The sequence below is a fragment of the Mycobacterium neumannii genome (assembly GCF_002245615.1).
GTDB classification, from domain to species: domain Bacteria; phylum Actinomycetota; class Actinomycetes; order Mycobacteriales; family Mycobacteriaceae; genus Mycobacterium; species Mycobacterium neumannii_A.
On record NZ_NKCO01000026.1, the window covers coordinates 53287 to 78998 of the forward strand.

A 25712-nucleotide genomic window follows, 5' to 3' on the forward strand; every position below is an offset into this window, starting at 1 on the left:
GACGTGTGTCGAGCCCACACTCGGCGACCTAGAGCCAAGCAATTCGCGCGTCGAGTCGAACCTCATCCGAACGCGGCCAACCCCTCGCCTGCATCGCGTCCCGTACGCGCGCGAGAAAGATATGGGGGCGAGTGCGCAGAATATCGCGACTCGCCCGGATGATCAGCCAGCGCTGACCCGCCAGTTCAGCCAGCCGGTCGATGTCGCGCGCGTGCTGTGCGGGATCATCCCAATGCTGCGGACCGTCATATTCGACGCCGACCTTGAATTCCTCCCAGCCCATGTCGACGCGGCCGATGAAGGAGCCGTACTCGTCAGCGACGAGGATCTGCGTTTGCGGCCTCGGAAATCCGGCGGCGAGCAGCAGCAGGCGTGTCCTGGTTTCCTGCGGCGACTCCGCGCCGCCGTCCATCAACTCGAGCACCCGCCGCAGCTGCACGATGCCGCGGGCGCCACGACGCGTTTCGGCGAGACGCTCGACGTCGACCGGCTTGAGACCGGTGGCGTTCGCCAGCGCGTCGACCCTGATGATCGCCGTCTCGAGGCTGCCCCAGCGGCCGAGGTCGAACGCCGTTCGCACCGGCGTGGTCACCGGCATTCCGTGGACGATGCCGATCTCCTCAGCGCGCAGTTTCGCCCGCTGGATGGTGATTCCGTCGACAGCACAGGCCTCGCCACGGATCAATTCGGCGGGCAGGTTCTCGTCGATCCATCGGGATCCGTACAACGCCGCGGCGGATAGTCCGGCGATCGTGGCGTTTCGCCGGGACCACAGCCACGCCGCAACCGCCCGTCTCTCCGGCGTCAGCGTCACCCCTTTCGGCAGGTAGACATTGCGATAGACCATGTTGTGGCGGCTGACCAGTGTTCGCCTGGTCACTCCGCCTGCCGCCAACCCCTCGGTGCCGATGAACGGCAATGAATTCGTATCCATGCGGAGACGGTCAGTACGGGGTCTCACACAATTCGGTCAGCGCGGCCCACGGAACGCTCGGGCTGTGGATACGCGCGTCGTTGTGAATCGGCGAGTGTGGCCTCGTGTCACGCCCGAGCCGCAATTGGCGTGCGGGTAACCCACGTTCGCGGAGACTGAGGGACCGGGATGTGTCGTCCGGGTCACATACAGTGGCAGCGTGTTCGTGGCCTCCGAGGGCGCCGAAACCCGCGTCGTATACAGCGCATCCGATCTCGCAGCGGCAGCCCGCTGCGAGTACGCGCTGCTGCGCGCGTTCGACGCCAAGCTCGGGCGAGGTCCCGCCGTCGCGAGCGAGGACGAGCTGTTGGCCAGGACGGCTCAGCTCGGCGATGAGCATGAACAGCGACACCTCGATCTGCTGCGCGACGGGGCCGACGTCGCGATCATCGGCAGGCCTCCGTACACGATCGACGGGCTGACCGCCGCCGCCGAGCAGACGCGTCGCGCTGTGGAGCGCCGCGCCGAGGTGATCTACCAGGCCGCGATGTTCGACGGCCGATTCGTCGGCTTCGCCGACTTCCTGATCCTGGAGCGGGACGCCGACGGTGAGCGGTATCGATTGCGCGACACCAAGCTCGCGCGCTCGGTGAAGGTCGAGGCGCTGCTGCAGTTGGCCGCCTACGCCGAAACACTCGCGGCCGCGGGTGTGCCGGTGGCCGAGGAGGTCGAGCTGATCCTGGGCGACGGCGCCACCGCGAGCTACCGCATCGACGAACTGCTCCCGGTCTATCGCCCGCGGCGCGAAGCCCTGCAGCGCCTGCTCGACGACCACTTCGCGTCGGGCGAGCCGGTCGACTGGGCCGACGACACCGTGCGCGCGTGCTTCCGCTGCCCGGAATGCGAGGCCCAGGTCCGCGCCGGCGACGACCTGTTGCTGGTGGCGAACATGCGGGTGAGCCAACGGGCGCGCCTGCTCGACGCGGGCATCAGCACGGTCGCCGAACTCGCGCGACACGAAGGACCGGTCGCCGAGCTTCCGGCCCGGACCCTTACCGCACTGCGGGAGCAGGCCAGGCTGCAGCTGGCGCCGCGGGTGGAGGGCAAGCCGCCGTATCAGATCGTCGACGCCCAACCGTTGACCCTGCTACCCGACCCCGACAAGGGCGACCTGTTCTTCGACTTCGAAGGCGACCCCCTGTGGAGCGCCGACGGCCGCGAGTGGGGCCTGGAGTACATGTGGGGAGTGCTCGAGGTCGGCGGCGGTTTCCGGCCGCTGTGGGCGCACGACCGTCCGAGTGAGCGTAAGGCCCTTGTCGACTTCCTCAAGCTGGTGCGCCAGCGCCGCAAGCGGTATCCGAAGATGCACATCTACCACTACGCGGCGTACGAGAAGACGGCGCTTCTCCGGTTGGCCGGGCGCTACGGGGTCGGCGAGGACGAGGTCGACGACCTGCTGCGCAGCGGTGTTCTGGTCGACCTGTATCCATTGGTGCGCAAGAGCATTCGCGTCGGCACCGAGAACTACAGCCTGAAGTCCCTGGAGCCGCTGTACATGGGCTCCGAACTGCGCACCGGCGACGTCACCACCGCCACGGAATCGATCACGATGTACGCGCGGTTCTGTGAGCTGCGCGCCGAAGGTCGCCGCGACGAAGCCGACAACATGCTCAAGAAGATCGAGGACTACAACCGCTACGACTGCCGATCGACCCACCGGCTGCGCGACTGGCTGATCAAGATCGCGATCGAGTCGAGCGTCCCGCCGCTCGGGCCGCAGCCGGTCACCCAGAGCGTCGCGGTCGAGGACACCGATCAACTGGCGCGCACGCTGATGGACTTCGCCGGAGACGGTGTGGCCCAGCGCAGTCCGCAGCAGACGGCCGTGGCGTTGATGGCCGCCGCGCGTGGATATCACCGCCGCGAGGACAAACCGTTCTGGTGGGCGCATTTCGACCGGTTGAACAGTCCTGTCGACGAGTGGGGTGACACCAGCGACGTGTTCCTGGTCGACGCCGACGGCGTGGCGGTCGTCAAGGACTGGCATCTGCCGTCGACGCGGGCCCGCAAACAGCAGCGCTGGCTGGAACTGACCGGGGCGCTGGAGGGCGGTGACGTCAGCAGAGAGGTGTTCGCACTGTATGAACCGCCGTCGCCCGCGGGCATGGCGGACAACGCGGACCGGCGCGCGGCCGGCAACGCCGACGTCATCGAGGTCGACGACCCGCCCACCCGGGTGGTGATCTGCGAACGCGAAACCCCTGCCGGGACGTTCACGCAAACCCCGTTCGCGCTGACGCCGCGAAACATCGTGCCCAACAAGAAGTTACGTGAGGCCATCGACAGCGCGGCCGCAGAGGTCGCCGCTGCGCTACCGGATCTGCCGCGCACGGCGGTGGTCGATATCCTGCTGCGCCGGCCGCCGCGCACCCGCAGCGGCGCCCTTCTTCCCCGCACCGGCGATGTCACCGCCGACATCGCCGCCGCGGTGCTCGACCTGGACTCGTCGTATCTGGCGGTGCACGGCCCACCCGGGACCGGCAAGACGTACACGGCCGCCCGGATCATCGCCCGCCTGGTCAACGACCACCAGTGGCGCATCGGTGTCGTGGCGCAGTCACATGCGGTGGTGGAGAACCTCTTTCGCGACCTGATCAAGGCAGGCGTGGCCCCTGAGCGCATCGCCAAGAAGGACTGTCCCGACGACGTCGGTTGTCAGGCGATCGACAAGGACGAGTACGCCGCGTTTATCGCCGACCACGCCGGCTGCGTCATCGGCGGCACCGCATGGGATTTCGCGAACGACACCCGCGTGGAGGCCCGCAGCCTGAACCTGCTGGTGATCGAGGAGGCTGGCCAGTACTGCCTGGCCAACACCATCGCGGTGGCCAGGGCGGCCGACAGCCTGATGCTGCTAGGCGACCCGCAACAGCTGCCTCAGGTCAGCCAGGGCCACCATCCCGAGCCGGTCGACGCATCGGCGCTGGGCTGGCTGGTGCAGGAGAACCGCACGCTGCCCGAACAATTCGGCTACTTCCTCGACCGCTCCCACCGAATGCATCCCGCGGTGTGCGCCCGGGTGTCCCGGCTCGCCTACCAGGGCAGGCTGCAGTCCGCGGAGGGCCAGCCGGCAGCGCGCCGCCTTGACGGCCAGGCTCCCGGTGTGCGCGTGGTGCCCATTCCCCACGACGGCAACTCCACGAGCAGCCCTGAAGAGGCCGAAGCCATTGTCGCGGCGACACTGACGCTGCTCGGCAGCGACTGGACCGACGAGCACGGCACCCGCGCGCTGACCCAGAAGGACGTCCTGGTCGTCGCCCCCTACAACGCCCAGGTACTGCTGCTGCGCGACTATTTCGAGAACGCCGGGCTGCCCGACGTCGCGGTCGGCACCGTGGACAAGTTCCAGGGCAGGCAGGCGCCGGTGGTGTTCGTATCGATGACGGCGTCCTCCATCGACGATGTGCCGCGCGGAATATCGTTTCTGCTCAACAGGAATCGACTCAACGTCGCGGTCAGCCGCGCGAAGTATCTCAGCGTGATCGTCCGGTCGGAGGCGCTCACCGAGTATCTGCCGAGCACACCGGACCGCTTGATCGAGTTGGGCGCGTTCCTGTCGCTGGGCGCGAGCGACACACCGACGTGATGAGCCTGACCGAGCGGCTGGCCGAGATCGTCGGGAAGGCCTACGTCAGCAGCGACCCCGACGTGCTCGCCGCACGCGTCGTCGACCACACCGGGCGGTACCGCGGCCGGGCCAGCGCCCTGGTGCGGCCGGGGTCGGCCGATGAGGTCGCGGCGGTGCTGCGGGCCTGCCGCGATGCCGGTGCCTACGTCACCGTGCAGGGCGGGCGCACATCGCTGGTGGCGGGCACCGTTCCCGAGCACGACGACGTGCTGCTGTCGACCGAGCGACTGCGTGACATCGGTGACGTCGACGTCACTGAACGTCGAATCCCGGTGGGCGCCGGCGTGACTCTGGCCGAGGTGCAGCGGGCGGCCGGCGAGGCGGGGCTGGTGTTCGGCGTCGACCTGGCCGCGCGCGACACCGCGACCGTCGGGGGGATGGCGTCGACGAACGCCGGCGGGCTGCGCACCGTCCGCTACGGCAACATGGGCGAGCAGGTGATCGGATTGGATGTGGCGCTGCCCGACGGTTCGGTCGTGCACCGGCACAGCCGGGTGCGGATGGACAACACCGGCTACGACCTGGCGTCGCTGTTCGTCGGGGCGGAAGGCACTTTAGGCGTCATCACCGCGCTCGATCTGCGGCTGCACCCCACGCCGCCACACCGGGTGACCGCGATCTGCGGGTTCGCCGACCTCGACGCGCTCGTCACCGCCGGGCGGATCTTTCGCGACCTGGACGGCATCGCCGCACTGGAGTTGATCGACGCGCGCGCCAGCGCGTTGACCGCCGAGCACGCCGGGGTGTCCGCGCCCGTCGACGGGGCCTGGCAGCTTCTGATCGAACTGGCGGGCGACACCGACCAGACCGATCGACTCGCCGACGCGATCGGGGGCGCAGACCTGTGCGGCGAACCCGCCGTCGGCGTCGACACCGCCGCACAGCAGCGACTCTGGCTGGTGCGCGAGGCCATCGCCGAAGTGCTCGGCGTGTACGGGCCGCCGCTGAAGTTCGATGTTTCGCTTCCGCTTTCGGCCATCGCGCAGTTCGCCGCCGATGCCGTTCGACTCGTCGGCCGCCACGCGCCCGACGCGATTCCGGTGCTGTTCGGTCATGTCGGCGAGGGCAGCCTGCACCTGAACCTCGTGCGGTGCACGCTCGACAGCCAAGCCGAACACGCCCTGTACTCGGCGATGATGGACCTCATCGCCCACCTCGGCGTCAACGTCAGCAGCGAGCACGGCGTCGGCACCCGCAAGCGCCCGTACCTCGCAATGTCGCGCACCGACGCCGATATCGCGGCCATGCGCACGGTGAAGGCGGCCTTCGACCCGTCCGGCTACCTCAACCCCGCGGTGCTGTTCGATTAGTTGTGGTCGTCGCGCGCATGCCTGCCTCTGGAGCGGGGCTCCGTCCGGTAGCGATAGGCCTCGCCATCCGGCCGGGCCGATTCCAGCGATGTGAGTCGCCGCTCGTTGTCCACGTGTAAACCGTTGTGCGACAGCCCGATCGGATCGGCTGCGGGTTTTGCGGGCGGCGCGGGCGGAATATCGGCCAGCAGTTGGTCGAGAATCGCGCGCCACGAGTCGTCGGACTGCTCGGGTGGGCGCTCGTCGCGCGCGGGCATCGGCTCGGTCGCCGGCTCGCGCTCGGCGGGAACCCATGACGCAGAGCCGTCGTCCCAGTCGATGGTGTACTCGACGTAGTCGTCATCGTCGTCGACGAACGCCTCGTCGTCGTCGGGCTCGTCGACTGGTTCCGCGGCGGCGGGGTCCTCTGGTGTTCGGCGCGCATAGCCGACCAGGAACACCGCGGCGAGCACACCGAACAGCGCGACGAACGCGGGCAACAACAGCGACTGCGACATGGCGGCCGCGAACGGCGTGTGCAGGAACGACGGCAACTGCGTCGAACCCGCATCACCCTGAGCCGGATCGGCGGCCCACGGCGGCATCTCGGAGTTGACCTGCCACGTCATGAACGCCGCCATGCTGGCGCTGCCCAGCACGGCCCCGACCTGGCGGGTGGTGTTGTAGACACCCGAACCCGCACCGGCCAACCGGGCCGACAGGTTGCGGGTAGCCGTCGCGGCGAGCGGAGACCAGATGAACGCCATCCCGATCCCCGTCGCGGTCAGCGGCAACACCAGCCGCCAGATCGCGGTGTCGGGCGCCATCTCCAGTGAGAGCCAGGTCAACGCGATCGCCAACACGGAGAACCCGAATCCGACCACCGGGCGTGGGTGCCACCGGTCGACGATCCGTCCGACGACGGGCGCGAGCACACCTGTGGCGATCGCCATCGGCGCAGTCAGAAGCGCCGACTGCGTCGGCGACAACCCGCACACCGTCTGCGCGTAGAACATGACCGGCACGATCATCCCGGTCACGACGAACCCGATCGTCGCGACGCCGAATGTCGACAGCGAGAAGTCGCGGTCGCGGAAGATCTCGAGTGGCAGCAGCGGATCATTACGGTTTGCTGCCTGCCAGAACAGGAACGCGGCCACCACGCCGGTGCCCAACGCCATCAGGCCCCAGACCCAGTGGGTCCACCTGTTCGCCTGACCCTCCTGCAGGGCGAACACGATGAGGAACAACCCGACCGCCGAGAGGATCACCCCCGCAACGTCGAGTCGCTGCCTCTGTCTCGGCAGCTCGGGCACCAGCCGCAGCGCCAACGCCACGCCCACCACCCCGATCGGCACGTTGACGAAGAAGATCCACTGCCACCCGAGGGCGTCGACCAGGATCCCGCCGGCCAACGGACCGACCAGCGTCGCGACCCCGGCCGTCGCCCCCCACACGCTCATCGCCATGCCGCGCCGTTCGGCGGGGAAGATGCGGGTGACCGTCGACAGGGTCTGCGGCGTCAGCAGTGCCGCGCCGACGCCCTGCACGACCCGCGCTGCGATCAGCATCCCGATCGTGTCGGACAGTCCGCACCACAGCGAAGCGACGGTGAACACCGTGAGGCCGAGAAGGTAGAGGTTCTTGGGGCCGAACCGGTCACCGAGACGGCCCGCCACCAGCAACGGCACCGCGTATGCGAGCAGATAGGCGCTCGTGACCCACAGGACGGCGTCGTAGCTGGCGTCGAACCTCGCCATGATCGACGGGTTGGCGACCGCGACGATCGTCGCGTCCACCAGGATCATGAAGAAGCCGACCATCATCGCCCACAGCGCATGCCACGGGTTCGTTGACGCGTTCTGCCTGGTGAAAAGCGTTGACAACATTCTGGGTCGACTAGCACTCGGGGATCCCGCCGACGCTACGGAGCGTGGTCGATCCCGACAAGGCGGGACCACGCGCTGCGAAGCGTCAGGCCGGTTCGGGCACGACGTCAGCGGTGACGTCGCGTTCGGAGTCGTCCGCGCGTCCGGCCGCTGACACACCGACGGCCATGAGCGCGAGCAACGCGATCACCATACCCACCGTCATCACCGCGGCCAGAGCGAACTCGTCGTTGCCGAGGGCACCGACGAGCGGTGCGATCGCAGCACCCAGACCGAACTGTCCCGCGCCGAGCAGAGCGGCCGCGGTGCCCGCGGCGTCCGGATGCCGGGTCAACGCCAGCGCCGGCGCGTTCGGGATGACGAAGCCCACGGCGGCCAGCAGCACCCACACCGGGACGACGAATCCGACCACCCCGCCGACGTCGGCAACCGTGATCCCGACGAAGACCGCACCGCCGAGGGAGGCCACGGTCAGGGCCCACAGCACGATGGTCTGCGGCCCGAACCGGCGCAGTAAGACGACGTTGAACTGCGTGGTGCCGATCAGCGCGATCGCGCCGGCGGCGAAGACCAGCGCGAACCCCTGCTGATCCAGACCGTAGCGACCCTGCAGGACGAACGGCGCCGCTGAGATATAGGCGAACAGCCCCGACATGCCCAGCGCCGCGACCAGCACCAACACCACGAACCGGGTATCGCGCAGCAACTCCAGGTACGTCATCGCGATACCGCGCACCTTCAGCGGGCGACGATGCGCGACCGGCAGCGTCTCCGGCAGGGCCGTCGCCGCCACCACCAGCAACAACCCCGCCAACAGCACCAGAGCGGCGAACACCCAGTGCCAGGAGGCCTTCAGCAGGACCGCGGCGCCCAACGAGGGAGCCAGCACGGGCGCCACGCCGAGCACCAGCATCAGTCGTGACATCACCGTGGCCGCGACCGAGCCGGTAAACAGATCGCCGACGACGGCGACCGCGACCACCGAGGCCGCTGCGGCGCCCATCCCCTGCAGCGCCCGAGCCAACCCGAGCACCTCGATGTTGGGCGCGAACATGCACATCAGCGAGGCGATCATGTGCAGCACGATCCCGGCCATCAACGGGCGGCGCCGGCCCAGCGAATCGGAGAGCGGACCGACGACCAACTGGCCGAGCGCCAGCCCGGCGAGCGTCCCGGTGAGCGTCAGCTGCGCAATCGAGGAAGACACCCCGAGTTCCTCGGCGATCCTCGGCAGTGCGGGCAGGTACATGTCGATGGTCAGCGGGCCCAGTGCCACCATGACGCCCAATACGACAATCATCCGGATACGGCTGACAGACGTGCCCTCCTGAATCGGAGTCGGGGCAGTCGTCAGATCCACAGCCGATGATGGTGCCATGGGAATGAAGAGCGTCGCCTCTCATTATTTTCTTCCCGGCCCGGCATAAGGTGAGCGCGATCACGGCCGGGGCACTCACCGACGCCATCGTTCGTTAGCCGAAGCGATAGCCTGAAACGAGTCGCTCGGACAGGAGGCCCCATGAGTGCCCGGTCGAAGGCCAAGAGCCAGTTACCGGCGGTCAGTGATGGCTCCGCCGAAGATCCGAGCGTCGCCGCCAAGGCGCTGTCCCGCATCATCGAGCGCGGGTCGCGCGTGCAAGCTCCCGCGGTCAAGGCGTACGTCGATCGGTTGCGCGAACAGGACCCGCACGCGACGCCCGCCGATGTCATCAAGAAACTCGAGAAGCGCTATCTGAGCGCGGTGATGGCCAGCGGCGCCGCCGTCGGGTCGGCTGCCGCGTTCCCCGGCATCGGGACGTTGGCCGCGATGGCGTCGGTGGCCGGCGAGACGGTCGTCTTCCTGGAGGCGACGGCGTTGTACGTCCTCGCCGTAGCCGAGGTGCACGGAATTCCGGCCGAGCATCAGGAGCGGCGTCGCGCGCTGGTGCTGGCGGTGTTGGTCGGCGAGGACAGCAAGCGTGCAATCGCCGACCTGGTCGGCCGCGGCCGCACCAGAGGCGCGTGGGTCGCCGACGGGGCGGCCACCCTCCCGCTGCCTGCGCTGTCGCAACTGAACTCGCGCCTGCTGAGGTATTTCGTCAAGCGCTACACCCTCAAGCGAGGCGCACTCGCGTTCGGCAAGACGCTGCCCGTCGGCGTCGGCGCGGTCGTCGGCGGTGTGGGCAACCGCTTGATGGGCAAGCGAATCATCGGCAACGCGCACGGCGCGTTCGGCACCCCGCCACCGCGGTGGCCGACGGTGGTGCACGTGCTGCCCGCGTCCCGGGACTAGCGGCACATGGCCGGGAAGGTCGTTGTCGTGGTCTGGCCGATGCTTCGGCGCTAGCCTTTAGTCGGCGGAATGCGGGTAATCCGTACAGAACCTGGCGAGCGTTTCAGATGCGCTCGCGTGAAGCGAAGAATCGAGGCGAGTAGCTACCGTGAGCTCACCTTCACCATTCGGACAGAACGAGTGGTTGGTCGAGGAGATGTATCGCAAGTTCCGCGAGGATCCCTCGTCGGTAGATCCCAGTTGGCACGAATTCCTTGTCGACTACTCCCCTGAGCCGACCTCCTCCGAGAGTCAGGCCCGCAGCGGCAACGGTCAGCGCAACGCAGGACCGGTGAGCCCGCCGGAGCCTGCACCCGCGCCCGCGCCCAAGCAGTCCGGCGGCAACGGCGCCGCCCGGCCCGCCAAGGAGACCCCCGCCAAGGAGACTTCAGCCAAGGAGACTTCAGCCAAGGAGACCAAGGCCAACGAGACCAAGGACAAGGAATCCGACGCCGGCGCCTCCAAGAGCAAGGCATCGAAGTCGTCGGCACCGGCCAAGGCGCCCGCCAAGGACAAGGAGCCCGCGAAGGAGTCGGCCAAGAAATCGGAGCCCAAGGACAAGGGCGCTGAGGACAAGGCCAAGACCAAAGACAAGGACGCCGCAGAGGAAGATTCGGGCGGCGACGACGAGACTCAGGTGCTGCGCGGCGCGGCCGCGGCCGTCGTGAAGAACATGGCGGCGTCGCTGGAGGTGCCCACCGCGACCAGTGTTCGCGCGGTCCCAGCCAAGTTGATGATCGACAACCGGATCGTCATCAACAACCACCTCAAGCGGACCCGCGGCGGGAAGATCTCGTTCACCCACCTCATCGGGTATGCGCTCGTGCAGGCGGTCAAGAAGTTCCCGGGCATGAACCGGTACTTCGAAGTAATCGACGGCAAGCCCAACGTGGTCACCCCGCCGCATACCAACCTGGGCCTGGCCATTGACCTGCAACGCAAGGACGGCGACCGGCAACTGGTGGTGGCCGCGATCAAGAAGGCCGACACGATGGGCTTCGGCCAGTTCGTGGCCGCCTACGAGGACATCGTGCGGCGGGCCCGCGACGGCAAGCTCACCATGGACGACTTCTCCGGCGTGACGATCTCGCTGACCAACCCGGGCACCATCGGCACCGTGCACTCGGTGCCGCGGCTGATGCGCGGCCAGGGCACGATCCTCGGCGTCGGCGCGATGGAGTACCCCGCCGAGTTCCAGGGCGCCAGCGAGGAACGCATCGCCCAACTGGGCATCGGGAAGCTGGTCACGCTGACGTCGACCTACGACCATCGCATCATCCAGGGCGCCGAATCCGGGGACTTCCTGCGCACCATCCACGAACTGCTGCTCGACGACGACTTCTTCGATGAGATCTTCCGCGAGCTGCACATCCCGTACGAGCCGGTGCGCTGGCGGACCGACAACCCGGACTCGGTCGAGGACAAGAACGCCCGCGTCATCGAGCTGATCTCGGACTACCGCAACCGCGGCCACCTGATGGCCGACATCGATCCGCTGCGGCTGGACAAGAACCGCTTCCGCAGCCACCCCGACCTGGACATCCTCACCCACGGGCTGACGCTGTGGGACCTCGATCGCGAGTTCAAGGTCAACGGGTTCGCCGGCGCCGACGAGAAGAAGCTACGCGACGTGTTGGGGCTGCTGCGTGACTCCTACTGTCGCCACATCGGCGTCGAGTACACGCACATCCTCGAACCCGAGCAGCAGCAGTGGCTGCAGGAGCGCATCGAGAAGAAGCACGAGAAGCCGACCGTCGCCGAGCAGAAGTACATCTTGAGCAAGCTCAACGCGGCCGAGGCGTTCGAGACGTTTTTGCAGACGAAGTACGTTGGCCAGAAACGTTTCTCGCTGGAGGGCGCGGAGACGGTCATCCCGACCATGGATGCGGTGATTGACCAGTGCGCCGAGTACGCGCTCGACGAGGTCGTCATCGCCATGCCGCACCGCGGCAGGCTCAACGTGCTGGCCAACATCGTCGGCAAGCCGTACTCGCAGATCTTCTCCGAGTTCGAAGGGAATCTGAACCCGTCGCAGGCGCACGGCTCCGGTGACGTGAAGTACCACCTGGGCGCGTCGGGCAGGTTCATCCAGATGTTCGGCGACAACGACATCGACGTGTCGCTGGTGGCCAACCCGTCGCACCTCGAGGCCGTCGACCCGGTCCTGGAGGGCCTCGTGCGCGCCAAGCAGGACGTGATCGACGGGGGCGACGGCGACGGTGAGGGCGCCGGGGCGTTCAGCGTCGTGCCGCTGATGCTGCACGGCGACGCCGCGTTCGCCGGTCAGGGCGTGGTGGCCGAGACGCTGAACCTGGCGCTGCTGCGGGGATATCGCGTCGGCGGGACGATCCACATCATCGTCAACAACCAGATCGGTTTCACCACATCGCCGTCCGACGCCAAGTCCTCGGAGTACTGCACCGACGTGGCCAAGATGGTCGGTGCGCCGATCTTCCACGTCAACGGCGACGACCCCGAGGCGGCCGCGTGGGTGGCCCGGCTCGCGGTCGACTTCCGGCAGAAGTTCCACAAGGACGTCGTGATCGACATGCTGTGCTACCGCCGCCGCGGGCACAACGAGGGCGACGACCCGTCGATGACCCAGCCGCGGATGTACGACGCGATCGACGTCAAGCGCGGTGTGCGCAAGAGCTACACCGAAGCACTGATCGGCCGCGGCGACATCTCGATGAAAGAGGCCGAGGACGCGCTGCGCGACTACCAGGGCCAGCTGGAACGCGTCTTCAACGAGGTGCGCGAACTCGAGAAACACGAGATCGAACCCAGCGCCTCGGTGGAAGCCGATCAGATGGTGCCCGCCGGTACGAACACCGCGGTCGACAAGTCGCTGCTGGCGCGGATCGGTGATGCCCATCTGTCGGTGCCCGAGGGCTTCAGCGTGCACCCGCGCGTCAAGCCGGTGCTGGAGAAGCGCCGCGAGATGGCCTACGAGGGCAAGGTGGACTGGGCGTTCGCCGAGCTGCTCGCGCTCGGCGCGCTGATCGCCGAGGGCAAGACCGTGCGGCTGTCCGGGCAGGACACCCGCCGAGGCACGTTCACCCAGCGCCATTCGGTGATCATCGACCGCAAGACGGGTCAGGAGTTCACCCCGCTGGATCTGTTGACCGTCGACAAGGACGGCAACCCGACCGGCGGCAGGTTCATGGTGTACGACTCCCCGTTGTCGGAGTTCGCGGCCGTCGGCTTCGAGTACGGCTACTCGGTCGGCAACCCCGATGCAATGGTGTTGTGGGAGGCGCAGTTCGGCGACTTCATCAACGGTGCGCAGTCGATCATCGACGAGTTCATCAGCTCCGGCGAGGCCAAGTGGGGCCAGCGTTCGGACGTGGTGCTGCTGCTGCCGCACGGGCACGAAGGCCAGGGCCCCGACCACACGTCGGGCCGCATCGAGCGGTTCCTGCTGTTGTGGGCCGAGGGGTCGATGACGATCGCGATGCCGTCCACGCCGGCGAACTACTTCCACCTGCTGCGGCGTCACGCCCTGGACGGTATTCATCGGCCCCTCATCGTGTTCACGCCGAAGTCGATGCTGCGCAACAAGGCCGCCGTGAGCGACATCCGCGACTTCACCGAGCAGAAGTTCCGCTCGGTCCTCGAGGAGCCGACCTACACCGACGGCGACGGAGATCGCAACAAGGCCAAGCGGATGCTGTTGTGCAGCGGCAAGCTCTACTACGAGCTGGCCGCGCGCAAGAAGAAGGATGAGCGCGACGACGTGGCGATCGTGCGCGTCGAACAGCTCGCCCCGCTGCCGCGGCGCCGGTTGGCCGAGACGCTGGACCGCTACCCCAACGTCGAGCAGTACTTGTGGGTGCAGGAGGAACCGGCGAACCAGGGCCCATGGCCGACGTTCGGGCTGACATTGCCGGAGGTGCTTCCGGAGAAGTTGAGCGGCATCACGCGCGTCTCGCGGCGGGCCATGTCGGCGCCGTCGTCGGGCTCGTCGAAGGTGCACGCCGTCGAGCAGCAGGAGATCATCGACGAGGCGTTCGCCTGAGGAACGAAGGCGGGCGCCGAGGAGACGACAACCTGCACGAGGCGTTCGCCTGAGGAACGAAGGCGGGCGCCGAGGAGACGACAACCTGCACGAGGCGTTCGCCTGAGCCTTCGCATTCGGCGGGCCTTAACGGGTTGATTGCCCGCACCAGGTGCGTGCGATCAACCCGTTAGTGGGCGGACCTGCGGTACCGGCTAGCCTCTTGACGGCAGCAACACGAGGGAGTGGTTATGCAGGGCTTCGCCGGAAAGGTCGCCGTGGTGACCGGTGCCGGGTCGGGTATCGGACAGGCGCTGGCGATCGAGCTGGGCAAGTCGGGCGCAAGTGTGGCGATCAGCGACGTCGACGCCGAGGGTCTGGCGGCGACCGAGGAGCGGCTCAAGGCGATCGGCGCGCCGGTGAAGACGGACCGCCTCGACGTCACCGAGCGTGAGGCCTTCGAGCTGTACGCCGACGCGGTCGTCGAGCACTTCGGCAAGGTCAACCAGATCTACAACAACGCAGGCATCGCGTATGTGGGCGATGTCGAGGTGACCCCGTACAAGGACATCGAACGGGTGATGGACGTCGACTTCTGGGGCGTCGTCAACGGCACGAAAGCGTTCCTGCCGCATCTGATCGCGTCGGGCGACGGGCACGTCGTCAACGTGTCGAGCCTGTTCGGCATCTTCTCGGTTCCGGGCCAGGCGGCATACAACTCTGCGAAGTTCGCGGTCCGCGGGTTCACCGAGGCCCTGCGCCAGGAGATGCAGGCCTCGGGCCATCCGGTCAAGGTCACCACCATCCACCCCGGCGGGATCAAGACCGCGATCATGCGCAATTCGACGGCCGCTGAGGGCGTCGACCGCGAGGGCCTGACCAAGACGTTCGACACATGGCTCACGCGAACCACCTCTGAGCGCGCCGCAAGAATCATTTTGGACGGCGTCCGTAGGAACCGGGCTCGGGTGCTCGTCGGACCCGATGCCAAGATCCTTGACGCGATCGTGCGGCTCACCGGTTCGGGCTATCAGCGTCTGTTCCTGTCGTTGATGAAGCGTCTGGTGCCAAACAGCCACTGACGTGCACTAAGTACACGCGCGAGCGTGCGCGAACTGTCGAGAAATCGCGGCGTGTCGTGGACAGATACGCCCGCTCGCGGCACACGGGGTAAGGGCCAATGGGTTACGAGTCGCCGAGGGGGTGTTCGGAGAGGAACGCTTCAGCCACGTGGCCTGGATCAGCGCCGTCGGCGACCTCGGCGCGCATCTCGGCCAACGCCGCGGTGTCCAGCACGCCGGCGACCTCGTTGAGCGCGAGCACCTGGGACTCGTTGAGTCCGTTGCGGCGAGACAGCGGCACCAGGTTCTCCGCGCGGATCAGCGACGTGCGGTCCGACAGCATCACCAATTCGGGCGGAATGCCGGGAGCCGCGGTCGTCGTCCACGCGGCGGGGAACCGGCCGGAGCGCACAGCATCGAAAGCCGCGTCGCTGTCGGGGAATTCAGTCACGTTGGGTTCACACATGCCGATCGCCTCCGGACGGGGTGCGTCGGCGACCGCGGCGATGGTCAGCCCGTCGCAGTTGCGCACCGCGGCGGTGACGTCGCGCCCGTCCCACTTTCCGGCGGTCGCCTCGGTGACCGCGAGGGCGGGCTTGTCCTCGGCCGACGTGGTGTAGTCCCCCGCCGCGACGCCTTCGGGCAGCGCGGAGACCATCTCGCGGTACACCTGCGTCGGCGCACGTGCCGCCGCCTCGGGATTGAACCGGTGCAGCAACCGTCCGGTGAGCCCGGGCACGACCCGGACGGCCCCGGTGTCCAGCCCGGTCAGCGGGTCGTCCTCGATTTTGACGTGAGCGGGGTTGCCGTACGAGCGCAGCGCGGCGGCATAAAGGTGGGCGATCAACGTCGACTCGGGATCGGCTGTGGCGCCGACGGCTATCGACGGCCGCTCGGTGTCCTCACCGCACGCCGCACTGCTCGCCACGACCACCGCGACGAGCGCCAGCGCCAGCCGCCGGCCCACCAGCGTCTAGCCTCCCGACGCGTCGCGGGACGCACTGGCGACGGCCTGCGCGACGGCGGGGGCGACCCGGGGGTCGAGCACGCTCGGCACAATGCGATCGGGTGCGAGGTCGGTCCCGACGACTGAGAAGATCGCTTCGGCGGCGGCCACCTTCATCCGCTCGGTGATGCGGCGCGCACCGGCGTCGAGCGCACCGCGGAACACGCCCGGGAAGGCGAGCACATTGTTGATCTGGTTCGGAAAGTCGCTGCGCCCGGTGGCGACGACGGCCGCGTACCGGCTCGCGTCGTCGGGGTGGATTTCCGGATCCGGATTCGACAGCGCGAACACGATCGAGTTCGGCGCCATCGAGGCGACCAGGTCGACGGGCACCACGCCCGCGGACAGCCCCAGGAACACGTCGGCGCCCTCGATCGCTTCGGCGAGTCCGCCGGTCAGCCCGCGCGGGTTGCTCGACTCGGCCAGGTCGGCCTTGTAGGAGTTGAGGTTCTGGCGGCCCTTGTGCACGATGCCCTGCGAGTCGAGCAGCGTGATGTCGCTGACGCCCGCCGCCATCAGGATCTTCGCGCACGCGATGCCTGCCGCGCCGCAGCCGGAGACGACGACCCGAAGCGAGGCGATCTCGCGATCGACGACCTTGGCCGCGCCCAGTAGGGCGGCCAGCACGACGATCGCGGTGCCGTGCTGGTCGTCGTGCATGACCGGGCAGTCCAGCGCCTCGACCAGGCGCCGCTCGATCTCGAAGCATCGCGGCGCTGAGATGTCCTCGAGGTTGACGGCCCCGAACGTCGGACGGAGCCGCACCAGGGTCTCGACGATCTCGTCGGTGTCCTTGGTGTCGAGCACGATCGGGATCGAGTCGAGGTCGGCGAACGCCTTGAACAGGGCGCTCTTGCCCTCCATCACCGGAAGCGACGCCGCCGGGCCGATGTCACCGAGCCCCAGCACCGCGCTGCCGTCGCTGACCACCGCCACCATGCGACTCGCCCACGTGTAACGGGCGGCCAGCGTGTGGTCGGCGGCGATGGCCCGGCTGACCTGGGCCACGCCTGGCGTGTAGGCGACGGACAACGCCCGTTCGGTGTCGAGGGCCGCGTTCAGCGCTACCGAGAGCTTGCCGCCGACGTGGGCCGCGAAGATCTCCTCATCGCTGAGGACGATATTGGATCCGGTCAATGGAAGGTCTCTCACCGCTTGCGACACGGCGCCCAGGTTAACGACGAACTGGTAGGTAACCTAATCGCCCGCGGCCTCAAATCAGGCCGAGATCGGTGACCGCTTTGCGCTCGTCGGCGAGCTCGGCCGTCGTCTTGTCGATGCGGCTGCGGGAGAAATCGTCGATGTCCAGGCCCTGCACGATCGACCAGTCGCCGTCCTTCGTCGTCACCGGGAACGACGAGATCAGGCCCTCCGGAACACCGTAGGAACCGTCGGAGTACACCGCCATCGACACCCAGTCGTCGGCGGGCGTGCCCAGCAGCCAGTCCCGGGCCGCGTCGACGGTCGCCGAGGCGGCCGACGCCGCCGAGGACGCACCGCGGGCGTCGATGATGGCCGCACCGCGCTTGGCGACGGTCGGGATGAAGTCGTTCTCGATCCAGTCCTGGTCGTTGACCACCTCGGCGGCGTTGCGGCCGCCGACCTCGGCGTGGAAGATGTCCGGGTACTGGGTGGCCGAGTGGTTGCCCCAGATCGTCATCTTCTTGATGTCGGTGACCTTGGCGCCGGTCTTGCGGGCCAGCTGGCTGATCGCCCGGTTGTGATCGAGGCGGGTCAGCGCCGAGAACCGCTCGCGCGGGATGTCGGGGGCGTTGGACATCGCGATGAGCGCGTTGGTGTTGGCGGGGTTGCCGGTCACCCCGATGCGCACGTCGTCGGCGGCCACCTCGTTAAGCGCCTTGCCCTGTGCGGTGAAGATCGCGCCGTTGGCCTCGAGCAGGTCACTGCGCTCCATGCCCGGGCCGCGGGGGCGCGCGCCGACGAGCAGAGCCAGGTTGACGCCGTCGAAGATCTTGTTCGCGTCGGCGCCGATCTGAACGCCGGCAAGAAGCGGGAACGCACAGTCGTCGAGCTCCATCACCACACCCTCGAGCGCCTTGAGCGCCGGCTCGATCTCGAGGAGGCGCAGCTCGATCGGCCGGTCGGGGCCGAGAAGTGATCCGCTCGCGAGGCGGAACAGCAAGCTGTAGCCGATCTGGCCGGCGGCACCGGTGACTGCGACCTTGAGGGGAGTTGTGCTCACGTCAGATGCTCCTTGGACAGATTTACGTTGCCCGCACCGCGGGCGGATTGCGTCGGGAACGAAACTAGCAGGCAGCCGACGCGCCCAGCCGCGTAGCATCTACCACGGCCCGAAACCGGGCGTGCGTCGTTCAGGGAGGCTGCGCCGATGCCGTCGTTGAGTCCGGCCCTCCGTCGCTTCGTCCGGCCGTGAAGAACAGCCGCGACGGCCTGGCCGCCGACCCCGTCCGCGTGCCCGTCGCGCATGCGACGGTGGACTGCGCCGTCTATTGCGACGGCTCTCGGCTGCCGGGAAGTTTCAGCCACGACGCCGCTCAGAACAAGGTGGCGGAGCTGCGTCGGGAGGGCGGCAACGCCTTCGTCTGGGTCGGTTTGAATGGACCCGACGAACGCCAGATGCAGACGGTCGCGGACGTTTTCGGTCTGCACCCGCTCGCGGTCGAGGATGCGGTGCACGCCCATCAGCGACCGAAGCTCGAACGCTACGACGACACCTTGTTCCTCGTCCTCAAGACCGTCACCTACATCGAACACGAGTCGATCGCGAACGCGCGCGAGATCGTCGAGACCGGCGAGATCATGATCTTCGTCGGGCCCGACTTCGTGGTGACCGTCCGGCATGGCGAACACGGCGGGCTGGCCGGCGTTCGCAAACACCTCGAGGCCGCACCGAACCTGTTGGAACTCGGCCCGTATGCGGTGATGCACGCGATCGCCGACCACGTCGTGGACGGCTACCTCGAAGTGACCGACTCGATCGAAACCGACATCGACGCGATGGAGGAGGACGTCTTCTCACCGACCAAACGGACCGACATCGAATGCATCTACCTGCTCAAGCGCGAGATCATCGAACTCCGCCGTGCGGTGGGCCCATTGGCAACGGACTTCCGAAGTCTCGGTACCGAGCACGCCGACCTCATCTCGGTGGAGATCCTGCGCTACATGGGCGACGTGCTCGACCACTCCATCAAGGCATCCGATCGCATCGCCGGATTCGACGAGGTGCTCAGCTCGCTCGTGCAGGCGGCCGTCGGGAAAGTGGCGATGCAGCAGAACACCGACATGCGCAAGATCTCGGCCTATGTCGCGATCGCCGCGGTGCCGACGGCGATCGCCGGCATCTACGGTATGAATTTCGACCACATGCCGGAGCTGTCGGTGACGTGGGGCTATCCCGCGGTGTTGCTGTTCATGGTCGTCATCTGCGGCCTGCTTTTCCGCGCGTTCCGGCGCAACGACTGGCTGTGAATCGGCGAACGGCGGACGTCAGCTCGGCTTGGCCGCCGGACGTGCCGGGTCGAGCACGTCGACGCCGTCCTGCTGCCACGCCTCGCGCATCGCGTCGGCACCCTTGAGGCGCACCCACGCGGCTTCGGTCGCGGTGATCGGCGTGGCGGCCAACACCTTCACCGGCTCAAGCGGGCCGGCCAACGGTACGTCGTCGATTTCGCTGTCACTCAACAGGAATGCGGTGAACGGTGTGTTCTCCCACAGCGGTGTCTCGAGGTCGATCAACGCATCGGGCGCCAGGACGAGACCTTCCACCGCGGGCGCGGCCGCCACGATCGCGATCGACCGGTGCAGCCCCCGCGGCGAGGGTCCGCGAAGGGCGACGATCACCTCCGCGCGCGGACCGTGCACGACGTCGGTGACCATCTCGGTCGGGTCGAACATCGGATGACGCGAGCAGCCCAGCGACACATAGTGGATGACCCCTTCGGGGTCCGGCCCGAAGCGCAGCACGTCGATGGTCTCGGTGCCCAGGAAAGTGACGCTGGCCTCGTCGGGCTCGGAATCGATGCCCTGCCCGGCGAAATGCTCGCGCAGGTAGGTACGGACCGTCGCGGGGACGTCGATCACTCGGCCGGCGGCGCGGGTGAATCGGCAGGCGCATCGGCCTCGGGCAGGCTGAGGTTGTTGCCCGTCTCGGGATCGAAGACCACCAGCTTCGACGTGTCGAACGCCAGCTGGATCGTGTCGCCTTGTCTGGCGGTCGAATCGACCGAGACCCGTGCCACGAACTCGTTCTCGCCGACGCCGGACTCGGCGGCCAGCTCGGCGAGCTGCGCCGAATGCGCCCCGGCGCCTTCGGTTTTGAAGTGGAGATACTTGTCGGCGCCCAGCGACTCGACCATGTCCACCGTCACGTCGAAGGTCAGTGCGCGGATGCGCGCATATCCGTCGAGAACGGCGGCGTCCTCGAAATGCTCGGGCCGGACGCCGACGATCACGTTCTTCGGCGCGTTGCGGCGGGCCAGCAGGTCGTAATTCTCCTGGGTGAGGGTGACCTCGCCGAACGGCAGCCGGACGCCGACGTCGGTGATCGTCGCGTTGAAGAAGTTCATCGCAGGCGAGCCGATGAAGCCGGCGACGAACAGGTTCGCGGGGCGGTTGTAGAGATCCTCGGGCGTTCCGATCTGCTGGGCCACCCCGGCGAGCAGCACCACCACGCGATCGCCCAGCGTCATCGCCTCGGTCTGGTCGTGGGTGACGTAGACGGTGGTCGTGCCCAGCCGGTCCTGCAGGCGGGCGATCTCCGCGCGCATCTGCACACGCAGCTTGGCGTCGAGGTTCGACAGCGGCTCGTCCATCAGGAAGGCCTTGGGATCACGCACGATCGCGCGGCCCATCGCGACGCGTTGCCGCTGACCGCCGGAGAGCTGCCCCGGTTTGCGATCCAGAAGCTCGCTCAGGTCAAGGATTTTCGCGGCTTCGTCGACCTTGCGGGCGATCTCGTCCTTTTTCAGCTTGGCCAGCGTGAGCGGAAACGCGATGTTCTGCCGAACGCTCATGTGCGGGTACAGCGCGTAGGACTGGAAGACCATCGCGATGTCACGGTCCTTGGGGGCCTTCTCGTTGACGCGTTCGCCACCGATGCGCAGTTCACCGGAGGTGATGTCCTCCAGGCCCGCGATCATGTTGAGCGTGGTCGACTTTCCGCATCCCGACGGGCCGACGAGGATGATGAACTCGCCGTCGGCGATCGTCATCGACAACTCGTGGACGGCCGTCGCGCCGTTGGGGTAACTCTTCGTCACCCGGTCCAACACAATTTCGGCCATGGAACTACCCCTTCACCGCGCCGGATGTCAGTCCGGCGACGATCCGTCGTTGGAAGATGAGCACAAAGATGATGATCGGGATCGTGATGACCATCGCGCCCGCCGCGATCGATCCGGTCGGCTCCTCGAACTGCGAACTGCCGGTGAAGTTCGCGATCGCCACCGGCGCGGTGATCGCGCGTTCGGTGGCGGTCAGCGACAGCGCGAGAAGTAGGTCGTTCCAGGCGAAGATGAACACCAGGATCGCGGCGGTGACGATGCCCGGCGCGGCGAGCGGGGCGATGACCTTGCGGAACGCCTGGGCGGGTGTCGCACCGTCCATCTTGGCCGCCTTCTCCAGATCCCATGGGATCTCCCGGAAGAACGCCGAGAGCGTGTAAATCGCCAGCGGCAGCGCGAAGGTGATGTACGGGATGATGAGGCCGGGCCAGGTGTCGAAGAGGCCGACCGCGCGCTCGATGTTGAAAAGCGGTGTGACGAGCGAGATATGGGGGAACATCGCGATCAGCAGGGCGACGCCGATCAGCAGCTTCTTGCCGGGGAAGTCGAGGCGCGCCACCGCGTACGCGGCCATCCCACCGATCACCACCGCGATGGCCGTGGTGATCAGGCCGATACCGATCGAGTTGATCAGCGCCGAGGTGAAAATGTTGCCCTGGAATATCGCCTTGTAGTTGTCGAAGGTGATCTCGGCGGGAATCAGCTTGCCGTCCTTGACACTTGAGGTCGGCTTGAGGGACAGCGACAAGATCCACAGCACCGGGAAGAGCGCGTAGACGATGACCAGCACGTTGACGATTGTCCAACCCGTCACCCGCGACGCACCGACCCGCTCAGCCATCAGCGATTCTCCTCGGCGGACCCCGGCGCCGCGGCACCGAAGATCTTGATGTAGATGAACGCGATGATCGCCACGCACAGGAAGATCAGCACGCTGATCGCCGAGCCGAGGCCCACATTGAACGCCTTGAACAGGTTGTCGTATCCCAGGATCGACACCGAGCCGGTGTTGTTGGCACCACCGGTGAGGATGTAGATGTTGTCGAAGATCCGGAACGCGTCGAGGGTGCGGAACAGCAGCGCCACCAGGATCGCCGGCTTGATCAGCGGCAGGATCACCTTGGTCAGCCGCTTCCAGGCGCCCGCACCGTCGATCTGGGCGGCGTTGAGCAGATCCTGTGGTACCAGTGCCAATCCGGCCAACAGCAGCAGCGCCATGAACGGCGTCGTCTTCCACACCTCGGCGAGCACCACGATCGCCAACGACGGAAGCTGTTCGGTCAGTGGGGCACTGCCCTCGGGCAACAGGTTCGCCAGGTATCCGGTGCCCGGTGTCCACGCGTAGTACCAACTGTAGGACGCGGCGACCGTGACGATGCCGTACGGGATGAGGATGGCCGTTCGCACGACGCCCTTGCCGAAGATGGTTCGGTGCATCACCAGCGCCAGGGCCATGCCGAGGGCGAATTCGATGGCCACCGAGACGACGGTGATGCCGAGCGTGACGAAAAAGGCTGTCCACCAGTACTGGTCGGTGAGAATGGTGACGTAGTTCTCCAACCCGATGAACTCGGTGTCGTCGGGTGCGGCCATGTTGTTGCGCTGCAGGCTCAGCCACACCGCGTAAGCGATCGGGTAGCCGGTCACCGCGAGCATCAACACCACGGCCGGCGCGATGAGCAGGAACGCCAGCTTCCGTTCCGAGCGAGTGTCGTCGCTGCCGGTCGCGCTCGGCGCCGGTGCGGTCGCGGCCGCCGGTGGGGCGGTCACGGGATCAGCCCCTTACCGTCGATGGCCTTCTGCACCTGCTCGGTGAGCTCGTCGGCGGTGCGCTCCGGGTCGATGTCGGTGATCGGAGCCAGCGTGGTGGAGATGCGGGTGGAAACCGCTTGGTACTGGGGTGTGGCGGGACGCACCGCGGCGTTGGTGAGTTGTTCGCGGATGATCTCGTGCTGGGGATATTTCACCTGGAATGCCGGATCGCTGTACAGCGACGTGCGCACGGCGGGCAGCCCGCCTTCGACGGAGGTGTACCGCTGATTCTCGACGTCGCGCAGGCATCGGATGGCTTCGAACGCCTCGGCCTTGTGCTGCGTCGTCTTCGCCACGGCGAGGTTGAGGCCGCCGATGGTGACCTTTGCCGCCTCGCCCGGTCGCACGCCCGGATACAGGGCGAACCCAAGGACCTTTCTGCTCGCCTCGAAGGCGGTCTCGAACTGTTCGTCGCTGGGCGAGAACGTGCCGACGTCGTTGATGCTGCCGGCCAGCGAGGGGTCTTCGTCCAGCGGCAGGAACGACACCCCGCCCTTGATTGCGTTCTCGAGCAGCGACGGCAGCACGTAGGGCCAGTTCACCTCGAGCGCCGCCTTGCCCTGTTCGAGTGCCAGCCGTGCGGTGGTCTCGTCGGTCTGAGTCACCGACGGGTCCGCGCCGGGTGCGGTGGCGACGTTGCGGATGATCTGCAGCGCCTTGACGGTGGCGGCCCGGTGCTCGGGTGTGTCGGTCAACGTGACGGTTTCGCCGTCGTCGGAAAGCACTTGACCGCCCGCGCTTTCGAGCAGGGTGTTGAACCACACGACCAGGCCTTCGTATTGCTTTCCTTGTACCGCAATCCAGCTCGGCTCACCCGCGGCGTGCAACCGCGTCGCCTCAGCCACCATGTCGTCCCATGTCGTTGGTGGCTGCGCCATCAGATCGGCTCGGTACCAGAGCAATTGGGTGTTGGTGGTGATCGGCGCGGCGTACAGCTTGTCCTGCCACATGGCCGTTTCCAGCGGGCCCGGCAACGTATTGGCCCTCGCGTCGGCTTCGGCTTGGCCGGCCGGATCGTCGGAGAGCGGCAACGCCCAACCGGCTTCGGCGAACTCGGCGGTCCACACCACGTCGAGCGCCATGACGTCGAGGCTTCTGTCGTTTCCGGTCAGGCGCCGCGCGAGTTGGAGCCGTTGGTCGTCGGCGCTCTTAGGCAGGCTGATCTGCTGGATTCGGAAGCGGCCGCCGAGCTGTTCGTTACACCGCTCGGCGACGGAGGTGAAGGTCTGCGCTTCGTTGGCGGGCGTGTAGTAGTTGATGACGATGCCGCCGCTGTCGGAACCACACGCCGTCAGCGTTAACGCCGTCGTCAGCGCAGCAATCGCCGCAGCACCCATCCGTCGTTGGCCGACGCGCATGCTGGGGAAGCGCACCACCCGCCTCCGTCCGCGTGATGTCACCGACGGGAATCTCCCGCGCGCAAACCGTATTGCCACAAGCGTGTGGTTTGCAACACCTCGACGGCGCGCGTCGCACACCGTTACGCAATCGCGAACTGCGCATACTCCGTGCCGGTGATGGTGCCTCAGCTACCGATCGCGGGCGGACCTCAGATGGTCAAGCGCGCCAGCAGATCCCGTCCGCGCTCGGCGTTCTGCGGATCGCACAGGACGTCGTAGCGGCCCGCGACGAGTTGCAGCGTGGAACTGAAATCTCTTGTGCCGCGTGCCATCGCATAGGGGATCGCCGACGTGATGAGGCCGAAGAACACACCGGCGATCAGGCCGGTGGCCAGCGCCGCCCACGGGTTGGGGCTGAAGAACCCGAGAATCAGGCCGATGAACAAGCCCAGCCACGCACCGGTCAGGACACCACCGCCGAGCACCTTGGGCCACGACAGCCGACCGGTGACCCTCTCGACCTGCATCAGGTCGACGCCGACGATCGTCACCTGCTGGACGGGGAACTCCTGGTCCGACAGGTAGTCCACGGCGCGCTGCGCCTCGGCGTACGTCGGATACGAACCGATGGGCCACCCCTTCGGCGGTGTGGGCAGACCCGCCGGGCCGCGGCCCATATTTGGGCTACCCGGCGTTGCGCCGGGATTTGCTCCAGGTTGAAACGGGCTGGTCATCGGTCTACTTTCTCCTCTTTGCCGCAAATCGTTAAGTTGCTGTCTCATAAGGGACAACGCCGCGATGGCCGCAATCGTGCCCGAGAATTGCGCTAGGTTGACAAGCATGACAAATCCCGGGGAGGACGCAGCACGAAACGGACCATCCGAATCCGACGGGGGTGCGTCCGAGCAGACGTCCAGCGGCTACGAGGCGCCGCCGATCGAGCATTCGCAGACCTCGCCCACCGACCCCGCGATGACGCCTCCTGGCGAGCATTCGACGTCCGAGGCCGATCAGCCATTCTCATACGGCTCGCCCTACCAGGCTCCGCCGGCATACGACCCGTCGTCGGCGTATCCGCCGCCTCCGGCCTACCCCCCGCCGCCCCAGGGCGCCTATCCGCCTGTCCCTTATACACCTCA

Annotated in this window: 18 protein-coding genes and 1 pseudogene; 7 read left to right on the forward strand and 12 right to left on the reverse strand. The window is 67.2% G+C overall.

All coding sequences use genetic code 11. The annotated features are described in order from the left end of the window. Positions 1–28 precede the first annotated feature (28 nt). Complete coding sequence (locus CEX88_RS22550; RefSeq protein ID WP_094295202.1) at positions 29–934, reverse strand: hypothetical protein; 906 nt, start codon at positions 932–934, stop codon at positions 29–31. Positions 935–1133: 199 nt separating this feature from the next. Here CEX88_RS22550 and CEX88_RS22555 point away from each other — a divergent pair, with 199 nt between their 5' ends. Beyond that, positions 1134–4559, forward strand: coding sequence for a TM0106 family RecB-like putative nuclease (locus tag CEX88_RS22555; RefSeq protein WP_094295203.1), 3426 nt, complete (start codon positions 1134–1136; stop codon positions 4557–4559). Further along, positions 4559–5911, forward strand: coding sequence for an FAD-binding oxidoreductase (locus CEX88_RS22560; RefSeq protein WP_094295204.1), 1353 nt, complete (start codon positions 4559–4561; stop codon positions 5909–5911). The genes CEX88_RS22555 and CEX88_RS22560 overlap by 1 nt, the downstream gene beginning before the upstream one ends. Here CEX88_RS22560 and CEX88_RS22565 read toward each other — a convergent pair. Together CEX88_RS22565 and CEX88_RS22570 are read right to left on the reverse strand one after the other, a co-directional pair. Beyond that, positions 5908–7779, reverse strand: coding sequence for an MFS transporter (locus CEX88_RS22565; protein ID WP_094295205.1), 1872 nt, complete (start codon positions 7777–7779; stop codon positions 5908–5910). The genes CEX88_RS22560 and CEX88_RS22565 overlap by 4 nt on opposite strands. A gap of 85 nt (positions 7780–7864) precedes the next feature. Further along, positions 7865–9157 carry a multidrug effflux MFS transporter gene (locus CEX88_RS22570; protein ID WP_094295206.1) on the reverse strand — a complete coding sequence of 431 codons (1293 nt, stop codon included), beginning with the start codon at positions 9155–9157 and terminating at the stop codon, positions 7865–7867. Positions 9158–9298: 141 nt separating this feature from the next. Between CEX88_RS22570 and CEX88_RS22575 the strand changes: the two genes are divergently transcribed. The 3 genes from CEX88_RS22575 to CEX88_RS22585 all read left to right on the forward strand — a co-directional run bounded on the left by CEX88_RS22575 (position 9299) and on the right by CEX88_RS22585 (position 15169). Beyond that, on the forward strand, positions 9299–10051 hold the full coding sequence (locus CEX88_RS22575) for a hypothetical protein (RefSeq protein WP_094295207.1): 753 nt from the start codon (positions 9299–9301) through the stop codon (positions 10049–10051). Positions 10052–10247: 196 nt separating this feature from the next. Continuing rightward, on the forward strand, positions 10248–14108 hold the full coding sequence (locus CEX88_RS22580; RefSeq protein WP_238382170.1) for a multifunctional oxoglutarate decarboxylase/oxoglutarate dehydrogenase thiamine pyrophosphate-binding subunit/dihydrolipoyllysine-residue succinyltransferase subunit: 3861 nt from the start codon (positions 10248–10250) through the stop codon (positions 14106–14108). 230 nt (positions 14109–14338) lie between these two features. Next, positions 14339–15169 carry an SDR family NAD(P)-dependent oxidoreductase gene (locus CEX88_RS22585; RefSeq protein WP_094295209.1) on the forward strand — a complete coding sequence of 277 codons (831 nt, stop codon included), beginning with the start codon at positions 14339–14341 and terminating at the stop codon, positions 15167–15169. A gap of 103 nt (positions 15170–15272) precedes the next feature. Here CEX88_RS22585 and CEX88_RS22590 read toward each other — a convergent pair whose 3' ends face one another. From CEX88_RS22590 to CEX88_RS22600, 3 genes are read right to left on the reverse strand one after another with little or no spacing between them, the layout of a single operon-like run. Then, entirely contained in the window at positions 15273–16115 is an 843-nt protein-coding gene (locus CEX88_RS22590; RefSeq protein WP_420799241.1) for a glycine betaine ABC transporter substrate-binding protein, read from the reverse strand. Positions 16116–16121: 6 nt separating this feature from the next. Next, a complete protein-coding gene (locus CEX88_RS22595) occupies positions 16122–17318 on the reverse strand; it encodes an NAD(P)-dependent malic enzyme (RefSeq protein WP_202931617.1) in 1197 nt (398 codons plus the stop codon). Positions 17319–17367: 49 nt separating this feature from the next. Next, positions 17368–18357 (reverse strand): malate dehydrogenase, encoded by a 990-nt coding sequence (locus CEX88_RS22600; RefSeq protein ID WP_094295211.1) that lies wholly within the window; start codon positions 18355–18357, stop codon positions 17368–17370. Positions 18358–18545: 188 nt separating this feature from the next. Between CEX88_RS22600 and CEX88_RS22605 the strand changes: the two genes are divergently transcribed. Next, a complete protein-coding gene (locus CEX88_RS22605; RefSeq protein ID WP_094295212.1) occupies positions 18546–19607 on the forward strand; it encodes a magnesium and cobalt transport protein CorA in 1062 nt (353 codons plus the stop codon). Between the two features lie 18 nt (positions 19608–19625). Here the strand turns inward: CEX88_RS22605 and CEX88_RS22610 are convergent, their stop codons facing one another. From CEX88_RS22610 to CEX88_RS22635, 6 genes are all read right to left on the reverse strand, one after another. Beyond that, entirely contained in the window at positions 19626–20219 is a 594-nt protein-coding gene (locus CEX88_RS22610) for a suppressor of fused domain protein (RefSeq protein WP_094295213.1), read from the reverse strand. Further along, on the reverse strand, positions 20216–21421 hold the full coding sequence (locus CEX88_RS22615) for an ABC transporter ATP-binding protein (RefSeq protein ID WP_094295214.1): 1206 nt from the start codon (positions 21419–21421) through the stop codon (positions 20216–20218). The genes CEX88_RS22610 and CEX88_RS22615 overlap by 4 nt, the downstream gene beginning before the upstream one ends. A 4-nt stretch (positions 21422–21425) precedes the next feature. After that, positions 21426–22262 carry a carbohydrate ABC transporter permease gene (locus tag CEX88_RS22620; RefSeq protein ID WP_094295215.1) on the reverse strand — a complete coding sequence of 279 codons (837 nt, stop codon included), beginning with the start codon at positions 22260–22262 and terminating at the stop codon, positions 21426–21428. Then, positions 22262–23113 carry a carbohydrate ABC transporter permease gene (locus CEX88_RS22625; protein ID WP_238382171.1) on the reverse strand — a complete coding sequence of 284 codons (852 nt, stop codon included), beginning with the start codon at positions 23111–23113 and terminating at the stop codon, positions 22262–22264. The genes CEX88_RS22620 and CEX88_RS22625 overlap by 1 nt, the downstream gene beginning before the upstream one ends. A gap of 74 nt (positions 23114–23187) precedes the next feature. After that, positions 23188–24591 carry an ABC transporter substrate-binding protein gene (locus CEX88_RS22630; protein ID WP_094295228.1) on the reverse strand — a complete coding sequence of 468 codons (1404 nt, stop codon included), beginning with the start codon at positions 24589–24591 and terminating at the stop codon, positions 23188–23190. Positions 24592–24782: 191 nt separating this feature from the next. Beyond that, entirely contained in the window at positions 24783–25307 is a 525-nt protein-coding gene (locus CEX88_RS22635) for a general stress protein (RefSeq protein ID WP_064396250.1), read from the reverse strand. A gap of 106 nt (positions 25308–25413) precedes the next feature. Here CEX88_RS22635 and CEX88_RS25945 point away from each other — a divergent pair. Next, a pseudogene (locus CEX88_RS25945) lies at positions 25414–25712 on the forward strand (DUF4190 domain-containing protein); the annotation flags it as partial.

Coding starts and splice junctions, on each gene's coding strand:
- CEX88_RS22580 (WP_238382170.1), top strand. CDS start 10,248: ATGTATCGCAAGTTCCGCGAGGATCCCTCGTCGGTAGATCCCAGTTGG.
- CEX88_RS22570 (WP_094295206.1), bottom strand. CDS start 9,157: ATGGCACCATCATCGGCTGTGGATCTGACGACTGCCCCGACTCCGATT.
- CEX88_RS22635 (WP_064396250.1), bottom strand. CDS start 25,307: ATGACCAGCCCGTTTCAACCTGGAGCAAATCCCGGCGCAACGCCGGGT.
- CEX88_RS22620 (WP_094295215.1), bottom strand. CDS start 22,262: ATGGCTGAGCGGGTCGGTGCGTCGCGGGTGACGGGTTGGACAATCGTC.
- CEX88_RS22615 (WP_094295214.1), bottom strand. CDS start 21,421: ATGGCCGAAATTGTGTTGGACCGGGTGACGAAGAGTTACCCCAACGGC.
- CEX88_RS22550 (WP_094295202.1), bottom strand. CDS start 934: ATGGATACGAATTCATTGCCGTTCATCGGCACCGAGGGGTTGGCGGCA.
- CEX88_RS22560 (WP_094295204.1), top strand. CDS start 4,559: ATGAGCCTGACCGAGCGGCTGGCCGAGATCGTCGGGAAGGCCTACGTC.
- CEX88_RS22585 (WP_094295209.1), top strand. CDS start 14,339: ATGCAGGGCTTCGCCGGAAAGGTCGCCGTGGTGACCGGTGCCGGGTCG.
- CEX88_RS22575 (WP_094295207.1), top strand. CDS start 9,299: ATGAGTGCCCGGTCGAAGGCCAAGAGCCAGTTACCGGCGGTCAGTGAT.
- CEX88_RS22630 (WP_094295228.1), bottom strand. CDS start 24,591: ATGCGCGTCGGCCAACGACGGATGGGTGCTGCGGCGATTGCTGCGCTG.
- CEX88_RS22565 (WP_094295205.1), bottom strand. CDS start 7,779: ATGTTGTCAACGCTTTTCACCAGGCAGAACGCGTCAACGAACCCGTGG.